Raw genomic sequence first — 14,516 nt, forward strand, 5'->3', positions numbered from 1 at the left:
TTGACTGACTAACCCAGTCAGTCAATACTGGGCGGGTGCGAGGTCGGGTGCCGCCGCGTTCGGTGGACGAGATAGCCGAAGCCGCGGCGAGGGTGTTCATGACCAAGGGCTACCGGGCGGCCGGGGTGTCCGACGTGTCCGCGGCCCTCGGCCTGAGCCATGGCGCGGTGTACACCTACGCGAAAAGCAAGGAAGCCCTGCTGTACCTGGCTTTGCTGCACCTGACCCGGCCGGAGTCCCTGGCCGGGCTGGACATTCCGGTGGTCAGGCCCGCCCCCGGGGAGATCGTGGCCGTGGTCGAGGCCTGGGCCGCCGACCACGAGGTGCTGCCCGTGCTGACCGGGGCCTCCGGCGGTCGGCGGCGGCACGTGGCGGTCGCCGAGGAGTTCGGCGAGATCATCGACGAACTGTACGAGTTCGTCGAGACCAACCGGCGGCTGCTGGCTCTGGTCGAGCGGTGCGCCCAGGACCTCCCCGAACTGGCCCGGTTCTACTTCGTGCAACGCCGGAGGAACCTGCTGGCCGACCTCGGTGACTACCTGCGCAGACGTATCCGCTCCGGCACGCTGCGCCCGGTTCCCGACGTGGCGGCAGCGGCGCGCTTCGTCGTCGAAACCGTCACCTGGTTCGCCTGGCACCGGATCGACGATCCGGACTCGGCGATGCTCGACGACGAGGTCTCCCGTCGGACCGTCCGCCACCTGCTGCTGGCCGCGTTCCTGCCCGAGCCGGACCTGGCCCGAGCACCGACATGATGCGAAATGGGGGTCTGGAAGGTCATGGATGACATCGGGATGTCCGAGGCGGGTGCTTCGGCTGGACCAGGAGAACCGGACGCGACACGGGTTTCCCCGCGGTTGGCGTGGAAACCCGTGTCGGCCGTGCTGGCTGTGGCCGGTTTCGTGCACCTGGGGGTGGCGGCCCGGTTCGGTTGGCACCGCGACGAGTTCTACTACGTGATCTCCGGCAGGCACCTGGCCTGGGGGTACCCGGACCAGCCTCCGCTGACCCCGCTGCTGGCCCGGCTGGCCGCCGACCTGCCCGGCGGGGTGCTGCCGCTGCGGCTGCTCGCGATCGCCGCCCAGCTGGGCTGTGTCCTGCTGGCCGCGATGCTGGCCGCCGAGTTCGGCGGCCGGGCCCGCGCCCAGGCCATCGCGGCCGGGGCGGTCGCGGCCAGCCCCGTGTTCGTCGCGGGCGCGATGCTGTTCGGCACCACGGTGACCGACCAGCTGGCCTGGGCCGCGGTGTTCGTGACGGTGGCCAGGGCGGTGCGGTTTGGCACGGTGCGTGCGTGGCTGCCTGCCGGAGCGGTGGCCGGGATCGGCTTGGAAAACAAGTACACCGTCGGGGTGTTGCTGCTCGGCATCGTGCTGGGGTTGGCGCTGTATCGCCGCGCCGCGCTGCGCACCCCCGGACCATGGCTGGCCGGTGTCCTCGCGGCCGTGATGCTCGCGCCGAACCTGGTGTGGAACGCGCAGCACAGCTGGGCGCAGTTCCGCATGGCCGCCGTGCTCTCGGCCGAGCAGGGCGGCCCGCTCGGTGCCTTGGCCCAGCTACCGGTGGCCTTCGCCAGCCCGCTGATCGTGTTGTGGGTTCTCGGGATACGCTGGCTGGGTTCGGCCGCCGGCCGAGACCACCGGTGGGTTCTCGTCGTCGCGGTGACCGCGGTGACGGTGTTCACCGCGAGTGGTGGCAAGGGTTATTACCCGGCACCCGTCCTGATCGGGCTGTTCGCGGCCGGGGCCGTGCTGGCCGAAGCCCTGGCCACGCAGCCCCGGACCACGCCCGTCCGTCGGCGCCGATGGCAGTTGCCCGCGCTGATCACCGCGTCCGGGATGCTCGCGGTGCTGATCGGCCTGCCCGTGCTGCCGGTGGGCGCGGCCAACGCGCTCCGCCCGGTCAACCCCCAACCGCTGGAGACCTACGGCTGGCCCGACTTCGTCCGCCAGGTCACGGCGGTGGCCGACACCCTGCCTGCCGGGGCGAGCGTCTTCACCAGCAACTACGGCGAAGCCGGTGCGTTGACCATCCTCGGCCCGGCGGCGGGCCTGCGACTGCCGGTGTCCAGCGGGCACAACGGTTACCTCCTGTGGGGCCCGCCGCCGGGCACCCCGGACACCGTCCTGTGTGTGGGCGAGTGGAATGCCGACTACCTGCACCGGTTCTGGTCCGACGTGCGGGAGATCGCACCCATCACCATGCCCGGTGGGATCGTGGACGAGGAGACCGCCCACCACGCGGCGATCTACCTGTGCCGGCAGCCGCACGGCGACTGGGCGCAGCTCTGGCCGGGGCTACGCCACCTCAACTAGGACTGGGATCGCCGTCAGCGACCCGGGACGTCCTCGTCGGCTCGGCCTCGCGATTCCGTTACTCCGCGAATGGTGAGGCGAGCAGCAGGTCCTCGAGGGTGGGCACCGGGAAATCGGGGATGTGGCGACGGCCGACCTCGGCGAAGGGGTGCATGAGTTCCCCCATGGGCTTCGTTCGGCACAGCGATATCATCGTGTTGAGCGCGTTTTTCTTGAAGCCGCTTCGGGGGAAGGCGGTAAGCACTTCTTCGAGCGCGTCGGCGGGGATCTGCTTCAGATCGTTTCCGGTGAAATCGAGTCCGGAGCCGACGGAGATCAAGGCGATCTCCGGCCGCTTCCTGGTCGCGATGCCGATACTGGTGTGCAGGGCGATCGCGTCCCAGATCAGCTCCACTCGCTCGGCCGGCACGCGCTGTTCCTGCAGGAACCGGCGTGCCGCGTCGGCGCCGTCGACCTCGAATCGTTCGGACGGGGTCTGGAACGCTTCGACCAGTCCGAGGTCATGCAAGACGGCCGCCACGAAAACGAGTTCCCGGTCGTAGCGGACGCCACGCCGGTCGAACAGCAGACTGCCGAAGACATACGTCCGCATGACGTGGTTGAACAGCGTCTCCGAGTACACGTTCCGCGCGAAGGCCGCGGCTTCACTGGTCAGCCTGCAGGTGGGGAAGACAACTCCGGCCACTGTGGACGGAAGAGTAAGGGAATCTGCGGTGGAATTCCCAGGAACCGCGGGGTGTGCGGAAGCAGGAAGATTGGACGCTGCGGCGAAGAGCGCGGATACTGTGCCGGCCGCCGCGATGCCGGCGCTTCCTCGCAGCACCGCGCGTCGAGCGACTCCGTTTGCTTCATTGTTCTTATCGATCACGCCGATACCCTACGAACGGCGCCGCCGCGCCGAATAGTGGCAAAAATGCCAAAGGGTGCCTGATTCTCGCCAAGCATGGCCTGTCGCGAAACCACGCTCCTCGCCGAATGGCCACACTTCACCGCGCACACCGCTTCGATACAGCCCTAGACCGAGGACGCCGACCGCCGACTCGGCCGGGAATCGTCGTAACGCAGGTGATGCCGGGCCGAGGTGCGCTGGCGACGGGAACCCGGTGGCCGGGCCCGGGTCACCGGAATTCGTGCACGACTTCGATCGGGCCGGCCAGGTGGGCGTTGAACTCGTCCAGTTCCTCGGCCGGAACCCACAACTCGAGGATGGTTTTGCCCCCGGCCTGCCGCACGGGGTAACGCCGGAGGAAATCCGACTCGATCCGGAAGCGGGTCACGTAGCCGACTCCATGGTGTGGGACGTTCCAATCCCGGGCGATCTTGATCGCGTACTCCTCGTTGAGCACGGGGTAGAAGATCGGCTGCTCGGGAAGCCGCGGGGGCCAAGCGCGCCAGCCGGATTGCCGGACGAGCTCCAGCTCCTCCGGTCCGGTCGGGCGCCACAGCACAGTGGTGGGCGTCTCTTTGTTCTGAACCACCCTGCATCCCTTCGTGCTCACCGCATCGGTCCGTTCCGCCAACGTCCCACAGCCTGGCCCTTCCAGGTCAAAGTCGCCACCAAGTTACCGGTCACCGGATTCTTCCGGGGCGTTGCCCGGTGCCCGGTCCTGGCCGTGGGCGCCCGCGGGGCGTGAGACCGAGGTCGTGAACGTGGTCGCAATCGGGCCAGGTCGCGGTGACCTGGAGGTGCCACTTCTATGCTGGCCGGGATGATTGGAAGGCGCCCATGTCCGTGAAGGAGCAATACCCTCGCCTTACGGCGCCACGGGTGATCGCCATCCTGGCTTTCGCGGGCGCTGACTTCTGGGTCGTCGAGTTGTTCGGAGCGAACGAGTGGGTCTGCGGCCTCATGGGAGGAGTCGCCGTCGCCTTCGGGTCCGCTATGGCAACCCGGTGGCGCAATGCCGACGCGCGTCGCGACAGCTGTTGGCACCTTCAAGACAGGCGGCGGCCAGGTTATGGGTCTGGCTCAGCTGGGCATCGGAAACCCACAGCGAAAATCCCGCGGCGCTGAAGAGTTATTGAACGTTGCACCGCCGAGCGTGATACCTGCCGGAGTACCACAGGTGGCGGGTCCTGACCTTGGAACCCCTCACCACCGCCGCCTGAGGGAATGGGCTGAGGGTGGACCAGCGACGCGGGGTGGCGCCACCGTCCACTGTGGAGCAGCTCGGTAGGGGGCCGCTAGGGGTCGTTGGAGCGGCTGGCCGCGGGGTAGCTTGGGGCGGCCGGGGAGCAGGTCAGTGCGGTCGTCCCGGTCCGAGAGACGGAAAGGCGGTGGGACGACATGGTCGTCCACGCGGAGAACGTCGAAGAGAGCTGGTTCCGCCGGTTCCACCCGTCATCCAGGGCGGTGGCGCGGCTGGTGTGCCTGCCGCACGCCGGGGGATCGGCTCCGTTCTTCTTCCCGATGTCGCGGGCGCTCGCCCCGCACGTCGAGGTGCTGGCCGTGCAGTATCCGGGGCGGCAGGACCGGCGGCATGAGCCGTTTCTGCACACCATCGACGGCATCGCCGACCGGATCGCCGAACTGCTGCGGGGCGGGAACGACCTGCCGCTGGCGTTGTTCGGCCACAGCATGGGCGCGATGATCGCCTACGAGGTGACGCGCAGGCTGGAGCAGGAGGGCAGGCTCGTGGCGGGTCTGTTCGTCTCCGGCCGCCGCGCGCCGTCGCGATGGCGCGACGAGAGTGTGCACACCCGCACCGACGAGGGTGTGGTGGAGGAGCTGCGCAGGTTGAGCGGCACCGAAATGGACCTGCTGGGCGACCAGGACGTGGTGCGCATGATTCTTCCGGTGGTGCGCAACGACTATCGCGCCGTGGAGACCTACCGGCACGCCCCGGGCGATCCGCTCGCGGCGCCCGTGGTGGCCTTTACCGGGACGGACGACCCGGTGGCCTCCGTGGACGAGGTCGCGTCCTGGGCGGAGCACACCACGGGCGGCTTCGAGCTGGTGCCGCTCGAAGGCGGGCACTTCTTCCTCACCCGGCACCAGGACGTGATCGTCCGGTCCCTGGCCGATCGCCTGGTGGGCAGCGAGGAGTCGGTCCATGTCTGAGGCTCTGGCGCCGAACGTCGACGAAGGATCGTTCGCCAACCGGCTCGTGGAGCTGCGCGAAATCAAGGAGGCGGCGCGGCGCGGGCCCGACGACGCGGCCACCGTCCGGCAGCACGAGCGCGGCAAACTCACCGCCCACGAGCGGATCGAACTGCTCCTCGACCCCGGGACGTTCACCGAGGTCGAGCCCCTCCGCAGGCACCGGGCCACCGGCTTCGGCCTCGAACACCGGCGGCCGTACTCCGACGGGGTGGTCGGTGGCTGGGGAACCGTGCACGGCCGCACGGTCTTCGTGTACGCACACGACTTCCGCATCTTCGGCGGCGCGCTCGGCGAGGCGCACGCGCAGAAGATCCACAAGGTGATGGATCTCGCGGAGGCGGCCGGCGCGCCGCTGGTGTCGCTCAACGACGGTGCGGGCGCCCGGATCCAGGAAGGGGTGACGGCGCTCGCCGGGTACGGCGGCATCTTCCAGCGCAACACCCGCTGTTCCGGGGTCATCCCGCAGATTTCGGTGATGCTCGGCCCGTGCGCGGGCGGCGCCGCCTACTCGCCCGCGCTGACGGACTTCGTGTTCATGGTCCGCGAAACCTCGCAGATGTTCATCACCGGCCCGGACGTGGTCCAGGCGGTGACGGGCGAGGAGATCACCCAGAACGGCCTCGGTGGCGCCGACGTGCACGCCGCGACCTCCGGTGTGGCCGCGTTCGTGTACGACGACGAGCAGACCTGCCTGGAGGACGTGCGCTACCTCCTTTCGCTGCTGCCCGCCAACAACAACGAGACCCCGCCGGTGGAACCGTCCGGCGATCCGGCCGACCGCCGCACCGACCGGCTGCTCGACCTCGTCCCGACCGATTCGGCCCGCGCCTACGACATGTGCGCGGTGATCGGCGAGATCGTGGACGACGGCGAGTTCCTCCAGGTGCACGCCGGCTGGGCCACCAACGTGGTCTGTGCGCTGGCCCGGCTGGACGGTCAGGTGGTCGGGATCGTCGCGAACCAGCCCGCCGTCCTCGCCGGAGTGCTGGACATCGAGGCGAGCGAGAAGGCCGCCCGGTTCGTGCAGACCTGCGACGCGTTCAACATCCCGCTCGTGACCCTCGTGGACGTGCCAGGCTTCCTGCCCGGGGTGGACCAGGAACACGGCGGGATCATCCGGCACGGCGCGAAACTGCTGTACGCCTACTGCAACGCCACGGTGCCCAGGGTGCAGCTCATCCTGCGCAAGGCCTACGGCGGTGCCTACATCGTGATGGACTCGCGCTCCATCGGCACCGATCTGTCGCTGGCGTGGCCGACGAACGAAATCGCCGTGATGGGGGCCGAGGGCGCCGCGAACGTGATCTTCCGCCGCGAGATCCGGGCCGCGGACGACCCGGAGGCGGTGCGCCGGCTGAAGATCAAGGAGTACCGCACCGAACTGATGCACCCGTACTACGCCGCCGAACGCGGTCTGGTGGACGACGTGATCGAACCCGGCCGGACCCGGGAACTGCTGATCCGGGCGCTGACCATGCTGCGCACCAAGCACGCCGACATCCCGGCGCGCAAGCACGGGAATCCGCCGGTCTGATGAGCGAACCCCGGATCCGCGTTCTGCGCGGCGCACCCGACGACGACGAGCTGGCGGCGCTGATCGCGGTTCTCTCCGCGATCAGCGCCGCGGCAGGGCAGGCCGGACCGGCGACCACGCCAACGGCGGCGCGCCCGGCGTCCCGCCGCCTGGTCCCCTTCCCGTCGGCGACGAGCTGGCGGACACCCCGCTGAACAACCCCGAGCCGCCGCATCCGTGCCGCACCCGGCGCGCACGGATGCGGCTTTCCACTGTGGACTCCCACGGACGGGTCACCCGCGCGACGCCGTGCTGTCCAAATAGGTCAGTACCGCGCGGATCCGGCGGTTCTCCTCCCCGCTGGCTTCCAGGCTGAGCTTCGCGAAGATGTTGCCGATGTGGTTTTCCACCGCCCCTTGCGTCACCACGAGCCGTTTGGCGATGGCGGCGTTCGACAGGCCCTGCGCCATCAGCCCCAGCACCTCCTTCTCCCGTGCGGTGAGGGCGTCGAGCGGGTCACGGCTGCGGGAGAGCATCTGGGCCACCACGTCCGGATCGATCGCGGAGCCACCGCCCGCCACCCGCCGGACCGCCTCCAGGAACTCGGCCACGTCGGCGACGCGTTCCTTGAGCAGGTAGCCCACACCGGAGGTGCCCTCGGTGATCAGATCGACGGCGTAGGTCCCCTCCACGTACTGGGAAACCACCAGCACCGGCAGCCCCGGAATCTCCTTGCGGGCGGCCAGGGCCGCCCGCAGGCCCTCATCGGTGTAGGTGGGGGGCATGCGCACGTCGGCGATGACGAGGTCCGGGCGGTGCTCACGAACGGCGACGAGCATGTCCTCGCCGTTGTCGACGGCCGCGGCGGTCTCGATGCCGACGTCGGCGAGCAGGCTCTGCACACCGGCGCGCAGCAGCACGGAGTCTTCGGCTATCACAACACGCATTTCGCGCTCCAGGGAAGAGTCACCAGCGGACGGGAAGGTCGGCGCGCACCACCGTGGGCCCGCCGACCGGGCTGACCACGGTGAGCACACCGTCGATCGTCGCGGCCCGGTCGGCGAGGCCGGCCAGCCCGCCTCCGGGGCGGATCGAGGCACCGCCGCGCCCGTTGTCGGTGATTTCGACGGCCACGGTGTCCTCGTCGCGGGTCACCCGCACGAAGGCACGATCCGCGCCCGCGTGCTTGGTGATGTTGGTGAGCGTCTCGCTCACGATGAAGTAGGTCGTGGTCTCCACCGGCGCGGGCGGCCGCGGTTCCACCGCCACCTCGACCTCGACCGGGATCTGCATCCGCGCCGTCAACGACGACAGCGCCGCGTCCAGGCCGCGGTCCTGCAGCACCGGCGGGTAGATCCCGCGGGCGAGATCGCGCAGTTCGGACACGGCGAGCTTCGCGTCGGCGTGCGCCGCACCGATCAGCTCGCGCGCGCCGTCCGGATCCTCCGAGTCGAGCTTCAGCTGCGCCCGGCCCAGGCTCATCGCGACGGCCACCAGCCGCTGTTGCGCCCCGTCGTGCAGGTCGCGTTCGATGCGCTTTCGTTCGGCTTCCACGGCGTCGATACCGCGGGCACGGGAGTGCGTCAGTTGCCGGGTGCGGGCCTCCAGTTGCGCCGTGCGGTCCGGCCCCAGAAACGACAGCGTCAGCGCGCCGTGCAGCGAGCCGATCCGCGGCGCCACGAAGATGCCGAACGGCGGCACGGCGACCGACACGATCCCGGCCACGAATTCGATGATGCCCAGCGGCAGCGCGAGCAGCGTGTAGCCCAGTTCACGCCAGGTCGTCGGGTCCACGAGCCTGGTCTGCCAGGTCTGCAGCATCCCGGCGCCGTGCCGCAACCGCCGGGGTGCGGCGACTTCGACGCCGAGCATGGCGCGCACCCAGGCGCGTTCCAGGTCGGCGAAGCCGCGGACCAGCGTGGTGGCGCTGAGCAGAACGGGAATGCCGATCCACAGCATGGTGGTGGCGATGCCGAGGACCGTGGTCACGAGGACGAGCACGAAGGCCACGAGCCGGATGGGGAAACTCGCGATGAGGAAGCCGATGGTCCGGATCGCGTGCGGGCGTTCCGTCACCGGGCTTGCGCCATCCGCTCGAATTCCGGTACGAGGGCGTCGAGCGTCGGCGTGGCCAGCATTTCGTCCCGTGCTTCGAGCGCGCGGTCGCGGAAGGACGGTTCGTCCAGCAGCCGCAGGACTCCACTTCGGACGGTCTCCGGCGTGACGTCCTCGAGGTCCACCAGCAACCCGTTGCCCCGCTCCACCTGCGCGACGGCCGACCCCCGCTCGCTCCAGGTGGTTCCGGGGATCACCAGCTGCGGGACGCCGTTGACCACCGCGTTGCCGATCGTCGCGCCGCCGCCCTGGTGCACGATGGCGGAACAACTCGCGAGCAGCTCGTTCATCGGCACGAAGTCCACCGCCCGGACGTTGTCCGGGATCTTCTCGACCGACGCGAGCTGGGCCGCGTTCAGCGTCGCGATCACCTCGATGTCGAGGTCGGCGAGGCCGTTGAGCAGATCGGACACCGAAGTCTCCTCGATGCCGAGCACCTGGCGGTTGGAGATGCCCAGGGTCAGCATCACGCGGGGGCGGGCGGGTTCCTCCAGTACCCACCGCGGGATCGCCATCGGTTTGTTCAGCGGCACGAACCGGGCCGGAAGGTAGTCGACGTCCACTCCGTCGTAGCGCAGATAGGACGGATGGCAGTCGATGGTCCTGACGCCGTAGCGCAACGTCTCGTCGTAGCCGGCGCCGAACCGGCCCACGGCGGCCGACATCCACTCCACGAACGGGTCCGGTTCCGTGCTCGTACCAAGGCGCGCGCGGAGATCCCGGTACTGCGCGCCGATCCTCGCCGTCTGGTCCGCCGCGTACATCATCCGCAGATGCGGTACGCCGAGAACATGCGCGACGATGGGCGCCGCGTAGATCATCGGGTCCCACAGCACGAGATCCGGCCGCCACCCGCGGGCGAACCGGACGAGCTCGTCGAGCAGGGAATCCGGTGTGGTCCAGCGGAACACCTCGACCCAGTGTTCGTAGACCGTGCGCACGTACTCGTCGGTGTAGCGTTCCGGCCTGCTCTCGGAGATCCTGAACTCGCCCTGCATCGCGTTGTCGCCCTCGACCTGGAGCTGCCGGTGGCGCGCGATGTCGAGTTCTTCGCCGAACCACATGGCGTCCAGGCCGGTCTCGGCGAACGACGCCACTTCGCGCGGGTTGCGCTGGCCGATGAACCGTACTTCGTGCCCGGCGGCGGCCAGTGCCCAGCCGACCGGGGCCATGCTGTAGACGTGCGTCCTCGTCGGGAAGACCATCATCATGACGCGCATCGACGCACACTCCGGAATCGCGAGCGGGAAAAGCAGGCTAGTCCGAAACGGTAGAGCGCGCGCGTCCTGCCGCCTACCCGGAAAACACGCGAGTAGGGGTGCGAAACGAGGTACCCCGGGGTGGGATTAGACCGGCTTTAGCCGCCCCTTAGGGGCTGGTGACGGCGGTGCGGCGGCGGATAGACATGGTGGAGGAACCGGCCGCGCTCCGGCCGGGCGAACACAACGAACGAGGTGATGAGCATGGCCGCGGCGCCCATCAGGAAGGGCTGGGTCTCCTTCGGCGCGTACCGCACCTGGTACCGGGTCACCGGGGCCGCGGGGGGAGAACTGCCCGCCGTCGTCGTGGTGCACGGCGGGCCCGGCAGCACGCACGACTACCTGCGCAACCTCTGCTCCCTCGCCGACGACGGGTGGCCGGTGGTGCACTACGACCAGCTCGGCGGCGGCGGCTCGACACACCTGGCGGACGCCGGCGAGAACTTCTGGACACCCGAGCTGTTCGGCGACGAGCTGGACAACCTGCTGCAGCGGCTGGAGATCGAGGACAACTACGTCCTGTTCGGACAGTCATGGGGCGGACTGGTCGTCGCACGGCACGCCGCGCGGCGGCCCGAGGGCCTTCGGGGGCTCGTGATAGCGAACTCGCCGGCGTCGTACCGGTTGTGGCGCCAGGAGATGGAGGTGCTGCGCGCCCTGCTCCCACCCGGCGTCGACGCGGAGCTGAGGGCGCACGAGGCCGCGGGCACCACCGGCAGCCAGGAGTACTTCGACCTGATGCGGGTGTTCTACGACCGGCACGTGTGCCGCGTGGTCCCCTGGCCGCGCGACTACCTGGCCTCCTTCATGGAGATGGCCGACAACAACACCGTCTACTCCGTGATGAACGGGCCGAGCGAATTCACCGTCACCGGTACGCTCAAGGACTACTCGGTGGTGGATCTCCTCGACGACATCGAGGTGCCGACCCTGCTCGTCTCCGGCAGGCACGACGAGGCCACCCCGGTGACCGTCCAGCCCTACTTCGACCGGATCCATGACGTGCGCTGGGAGATCTTCGAAGAATCCAGCCATGTCCCGCATCTCGAGGAACCCGAACGGTTCCGCGAGGTCCTGCTCGGTTTCCTGCGGGACATCCACGGCCGTGCCCGCGCGGGCCGGTCCGCCGAAAGAGAGGTCGCCAGCCATGGATGAGGCCACCCGGCCGGGATCGGCGGTCGTGTTCCCCGGGATGAGCCCGGCCCGCTTCGCCGAGTTCGGCAAGTTCCTGCTGATCAACCCCTTCGCCCGCAGGCTGATCGCGCAGGCGAACGACCGGCTCGGGTACTCGCTGGTCGACCGCTTCCGCGACACCGAGGGGGACTATTCCTCCTATGCCCAGGTCGGGTTCATGCTCACCTGTGTGGCGCTCGCCGAGTGGGCCGAGCAGGAGTACGGCATGACCCCCGACTACTGCACCGGCCCGAGCTTCGGTGAGAAACCGGCCAGCGTGTACTCCGGTTCCCTGACCTTCTCCGACGCCGTCTGGATGACGGCGGAGCTGGCCCGCTGCCTCAACGAGTTCTTCGCCACCGAGTACACGGACGTGGTGACGCACTCGTTCGTCCGCACGCCGGAGGACAAGCTGAACGAAGCCCTCGCCGAGCTCGAAGAGCGCGGCGAATGGTGTGACATCTCCTGCTACATCGACCACGACTTCTACATGGTGTCCCTGCGGGAGCGGAATCTCGACTGGCTCAAACGGACGGTGCGCGGCATGGGCGGGCTTTCGCTCTACACGATGCGGCCGCCCCTGCATTCACGGGCCTTCGGCGCGCTGCGCCGGAAGGCGGAGGACGAGGTGCTCGGCGGCCTGGACTTCCACGACCCGCTGCTGCCGATCGTCGCCGACCAGGACGGCTCGATCCTGCGCTGCGGCGAACAGGTGCGAACCATGCTGCTCGACAGCATCGTCAAGCCGTTGCGCTGGCCGCACGTGGTTTCGTCGCTGGAGCAGCTCGGCGTGCGCAAGCTCTGGGTGGCCGGTCCGGACACGCTGTTCGGCCGCGTCCGGGTCACCACGAGCCGGTTCGAGGTGTGCACGGTGAACCCGCGGCTGGCCCTGCAGCCCCGGCGCCGGGGCGCAGGACCGTCGCGCGTCAGCTGACCGGTGTCCCCTCCGGGGACAGGTCCGACAGCGTCGTCCACAGGCGCCCGGGATTCTCGAAGGTCTCCAGGTTCAGGGCGTCGTCTTCGAACCGCACGTTGTAGTGCTGCTCCAGGGTCGCGAGCAACTCGACGATCGCGAGCGAGTCGAGCCCGTACTCACGAAGCGGGGTCTCGGCCGTCAGCGCCTCGTCGGCGGACAGGAACGGAAGGAACGAGCGAAGCGTCTCTTCGAAAGTGGCGTCCCACATGGCTACTCCGGATTGCTGGATTCGGATGGCTACCAAGCGGGAAAACCGACCGCCCGGTTCTGTTTGGAATCTACCCCGCGTCGCCGCTCCGGATCGACGCATCGGCACCCCTATTCACGGCGAGAGGACGATGATGGAAACGAGCTTCACCGGGCTGCACTCGCGCTTCCTGCGGGGCCTGGAACTTTCGGCGGACGGGGTGGCCGTCCAGGTGGGCGGGCAGGCGCTGGGCTACGCCCGCCTGCACGACCTGGCCCTGCTGTGGGGTGGTGCGCTGGCCGATTCCGGTGCGCGGACGGTAGGGGTACTGGCCGCCAAGGGGGTCACCGCGTACGCCGGGATCCTCGCCGGGCTGTACGCCGGCGCGACGGTGGTGCCGTTGCGGCCGGACTTCCCGGCGGCGCGCACGGCCCAGATGATCGACGCCGCGGAGGTGGACGCGGTGATCGCCGACGCGCGGGGTTTCGCCCTCCTCCCGGAGGTGCTGGGCGCGCGGCGCCCCGCCGTGCTCGCCCCGGAGTGTGCCGGGGGGCCATCGGTGCTGCGGCCGCTCGATTCGCAGGCGCTGGCGGCACCCCGGTCGGTGAGCCCGAAGGACACCGCGTACGTGCTGTTCACCTCCGGCTCCACCGGGCGGCCCAAGGGGGTCCGGATCGGGCACGGTGCCGCGGACCACTACTTCGGCCTGCTCGACGCGCGCTACGACTTCTCGCCGGACGACGTGTTCTCGCAGACGTTCGACCTGAACTTCGACTGCGCGATGTTCGACCTGTTCTGCGCGTGGGGCGCCGGCGCCCGTGCCGTCGTGCTGCCTCCGGCGGCCTACCGGGGCCTGCCCGCCTTCGCGGCCGAACACGGGCTGACGGTGTGGTTCTCCACGCCGAGCGCCATCGACCTGGTCCGCCGAACCGGGGGACTGGCGCCGGGGGCGATGCCCGGACTGCGGTGGAGTTTCTTCGCGGGCGAGGCGCTCAACGTGCGCGACACGGCCGACTGGCGCACCGCCGCGTCGTCGTCGATCGTGGAAAACCTGTACGGCCCCACCGAGCTGACCATCACCGTCGCCGGGTACCGCTGGGACGACGAGGAGACGCCCAGGGTCGCGGTGAACGGTGTGGTGCCGATCGGCGCGGTGCACGCGGGCCACGATTTCGTGCTGCTGGCCGAAAACGACGCCGAGGCAGGGACGGAGGCCGGTGCCGAGGGTGAGCTGTGCATCGCGGGCCCGCAGCTGACGCCGGGCTACCTCGATCCGGCCGACGAGCGCGGCCGGTTCGTGGAGCGCGACGGCTGCCGCTTCTACCGCACGGGCGACCGGGTCCGGCGTCTCCGCGGCGGCGATCTCGCCTACCTCGGCCGGCTCGACTCGCAGGTGCAGGTGCTCGGCTGGCGCGTCGAACTCACCGAGGTCGAGCACGCCCTGCGCGACTGCGGGGTCCGCGACGCGGTGGCGCTCGGGGTCGCGACCGAGCTGGGGACCGAGCTGTTCGTGTTCTACACCGGACCCGAGCGGCCGGTCATCGAGCTGGTCCGCGCGCTGCGCAGGGTGCTGCCGGAGGGAGTGATCCCGCGCCGTTACCGCAACGTCGTCGAGTTCCCGCTCAACGCCAACCGCAAGATCGACCGCAAGGCGCTCGCCGCCGAGGCCGCCGGGCTCCTCGCCCCGGCTCCCGTCGGCTGAGCGGCACGAAGTGCCGTGAGGGACCACCTCACGGCTTGCCCCGACGGGCGCGCGAGTGCGGGACACGGGCGCACGAGTGTTAGGGGCGGTCTAGGGGTGTGGCGATCCGTGTCGCCGCGGCTAGTTTTCCGACGTCGGGGAGTGTTTTCGCGCCGGCGCGGTGATTCTTCGTGAGT

14 protein-coding genes are annotated in these 14,516 nt (G+C 69.6%); 8 read left to right on the plus strand and 6 right to left on the minus strand.

What is annotated here, in order from left to right; all coding sequences use genetic code 11:
* Positions 1 to 35: 35 nt before the first annotated feature.
* Together ORV05_RS09195 and ORV05_RS09200 are read left to right on the plus strand one after the other, a co-directional pair.
* On the plus strand, positions 36 to 755 hold the full coding sequence (locus tag ORV05_RS09195) for a TetR/AcrR family transcriptional regulator (RefSeq protein ID WP_268758021.1): 720 nt from the start codon (positions 36 to 38) through the stop codon (positions 753 to 755).
* Positions 756 to 872: 117 nt separating this feature from the next.
* Complete coding sequence (locus ORV05_RS09200; RefSeq protein ID WP_268758022.1) at positions 873 to 2,312, plus strand: glycosyltransferase family 39 protein; 1,440 nt, start codon at positions 873 to 875, stop codon at positions 2,310 to 2,312.
* A gap of 58 nt (positions 2,313 to 2,370) precedes the next feature.
* Here the strand turns inward: ORV05_RS09200 and ORV05_RS09205 are convergent, their stop codons facing one another.
* Together ORV05_RS09205 and ORV05_RS09210 are read right to left on the minus strand one after the other, a co-directional pair.
* On the minus strand, positions 2,371 to 3,180 hold the full coding sequence (locus tag ORV05_RS09205) for an HD domain-containing protein (RefSeq protein ID WP_268758023.1): 810 nt from the start codon (positions 3,178 to 3,180) through the stop codon (positions 2,371 to 2,373).
* Positions 3,181 to 3,430: 250 nt separating this feature from the next.
* Positions 3,431 to 3,790: a hypothetical protein gene (locus tag ORV05_RS09210; protein WP_268758024.1), complete on the minus strand. Its 360-nt coding sequence runs from the start codon at positions 3,788 to 3,790 to the stop codon at positions 3,431 to 3,433.
* An 809-nt stretch (positions 3,791 to 4,599) separates the two neighbouring features.
* On the opposite strand from ORV05_RS09210, the gene ORV05_RS09215 reads away from it, so the two are divergent.
* From ORV05_RS09215 to ORV05_RS09225, 3 genes are read left to right on the plus strand one after another with little or no spacing between them, the layout of a single operon-like run.
* Positions 4,600 to 5,373 (plus strand): thioesterase II family protein, encoded by a 774-nt coding sequence (locus ORV05_RS09215; protein WP_268758025.1) that lies wholly within the window; start codon positions 4,600 to 4,602, stop codon positions 5,371 to 5,373.
* The gene (locus ORV05_RS09220; RefSeq protein WP_268758026.1) at positions 5,366 to 6,949 is read left to right on the plus strand and encodes an acyl-CoA carboxylase subunit beta; all 1,584 of its coding nucleotides are present in this window, start codon (positions 5,366 to 5,368) and stop codon (positions 6,947 to 6,949) included. The genes ORV05_RS09215 and ORV05_RS09220 overlap by 8 nt, the downstream gene beginning before the upstream one ends.
* On the plus strand, positions 6,949 to 7,143 hold the full coding sequence (locus tag ORV05_RS09225; protein ID WP_268758027.1) for an acyl-CoA carboxylase subunit epsilon: 195 nt from the start codon (positions 6,949 to 6,951) through the stop codon (positions 7,141 to 7,143). Before ORV05_RS09220 ends, ORV05_RS09225 begins: the two co-directional genes overlap by 1 nt.
* A gap of 78 nt (positions 7,144 to 7,221) precedes the next feature.
* On the opposite strand, the gene ORV05_RS09230 is transcribed toward ORV05_RS09225, so the two are convergent.
* Genes ORV05_RS09230 through ORV05_RS09240 form a run of 3 tightly spaced genes read right to left on the minus strand, consistent with a single transcriptional unit; the run spans position 7,222 to position 10,263 of the window.
* Positions 7,222 to 7,875 (minus strand): response regulator, encoded by a 654-nt coding sequence (locus ORV05_RS09230; RefSeq protein WP_268758028.1) that lies wholly within the window; start codon positions 7,873 to 7,875, stop codon positions 7,222 to 7,224.
* 19 nt (positions 7,876 to 7,894) lie between these two features.
* Positions 7,895 to 9,004: a sensor histidine kinase gene (locus tag ORV05_RS09235; RefSeq protein ID WP_268758029.1), complete on the minus strand. Its 1,110-nt coding sequence runs from the start codon at positions 9,002 to 9,004 to the stop codon at positions 7,895 to 7,897.
* Positions 9,001 to 10,263 (minus strand): nucleotide disphospho-sugar-binding domain-containing protein, encoded by a 1,263-nt coding sequence (locus ORV05_RS09240; protein ID WP_268758030.1) that lies wholly within the window; start codon positions 10,261 to 10,263, stop codon positions 9,001 to 9,003. Before ORV05_RS09240 ends, ORV05_RS09235 begins: the two co-directional genes overlap by 4 nt.
* 243 nt (positions 10,264 to 10,506) lie before the next feature.
* Between ORV05_RS09240 and ORV05_RS09245 the strand changes: the two genes are divergently transcribed.
* Both ORV05_RS09245 and ORV05_RS09250 read left to right on the plus strand, forming a co-directional pair.
* Complete coding sequence (locus tag ORV05_RS09245; protein WP_268758031.1) at positions 10,507 to 11,457, plus strand: proline iminopeptidase-family hydrolase; 951 nt, start codon at positions 10,507 to 10,509, stop codon at positions 11,455 to 11,457.
* Positions 11,450 to 12,409, plus strand: a complete 960-nt coding sequence (locus ORV05_RS09250) for an ACP S-malonyltransferase (RefSeq protein WP_268758032.1) — start codon at positions 11,450 to 11,452, stop codon at positions 12,407 to 12,409. The genes ORV05_RS09245 and ORV05_RS09250 overlap by 8 nt, the downstream gene beginning before the upstream one ends.
* On the opposite strand, the gene ORV05_RS09255 is transcribed toward ORV05_RS09250, so the two are convergent.
* Positions 12,402 to 12,659, minus strand: coding sequence for an acyl carrier protein (locus tag ORV05_RS09255; RefSeq protein WP_268758033.1), 258 nt, complete (start codon positions 12,657 to 12,659; stop codon positions 12,402 to 12,404). The two genes, ORV05_RS09250 and ORV05_RS09255, sit on opposite strands and share 8 nt — an antisense overlap.
* A gap of 130 nt (positions 12,660 to 12,789) precedes the next feature.
* Between ORV05_RS09255 and ORV05_RS09260 the strand changes: the two genes are divergently transcribed.
* Entirely contained in the window at positions 12,790 to 14,340 is a 1,551-nt protein-coding gene (locus ORV05_RS09260; protein WP_268758034.1) for an AMP-binding protein, read from the plus strand.
* Positions 14,341 to 14,516: the final 176 nt, after the last annotated feature.

Source organism: Amycolatopsis cynarae, from assembly GCF_026802195.1.
Taxonomy (GTDB): domain Bacteria; phylum Actinomycetota; class Actinomycetes; order Mycobacteriales; family Pseudonocardiaceae; genus Amycolatopsis_E; species Amycolatopsis_E rhizosphaerae.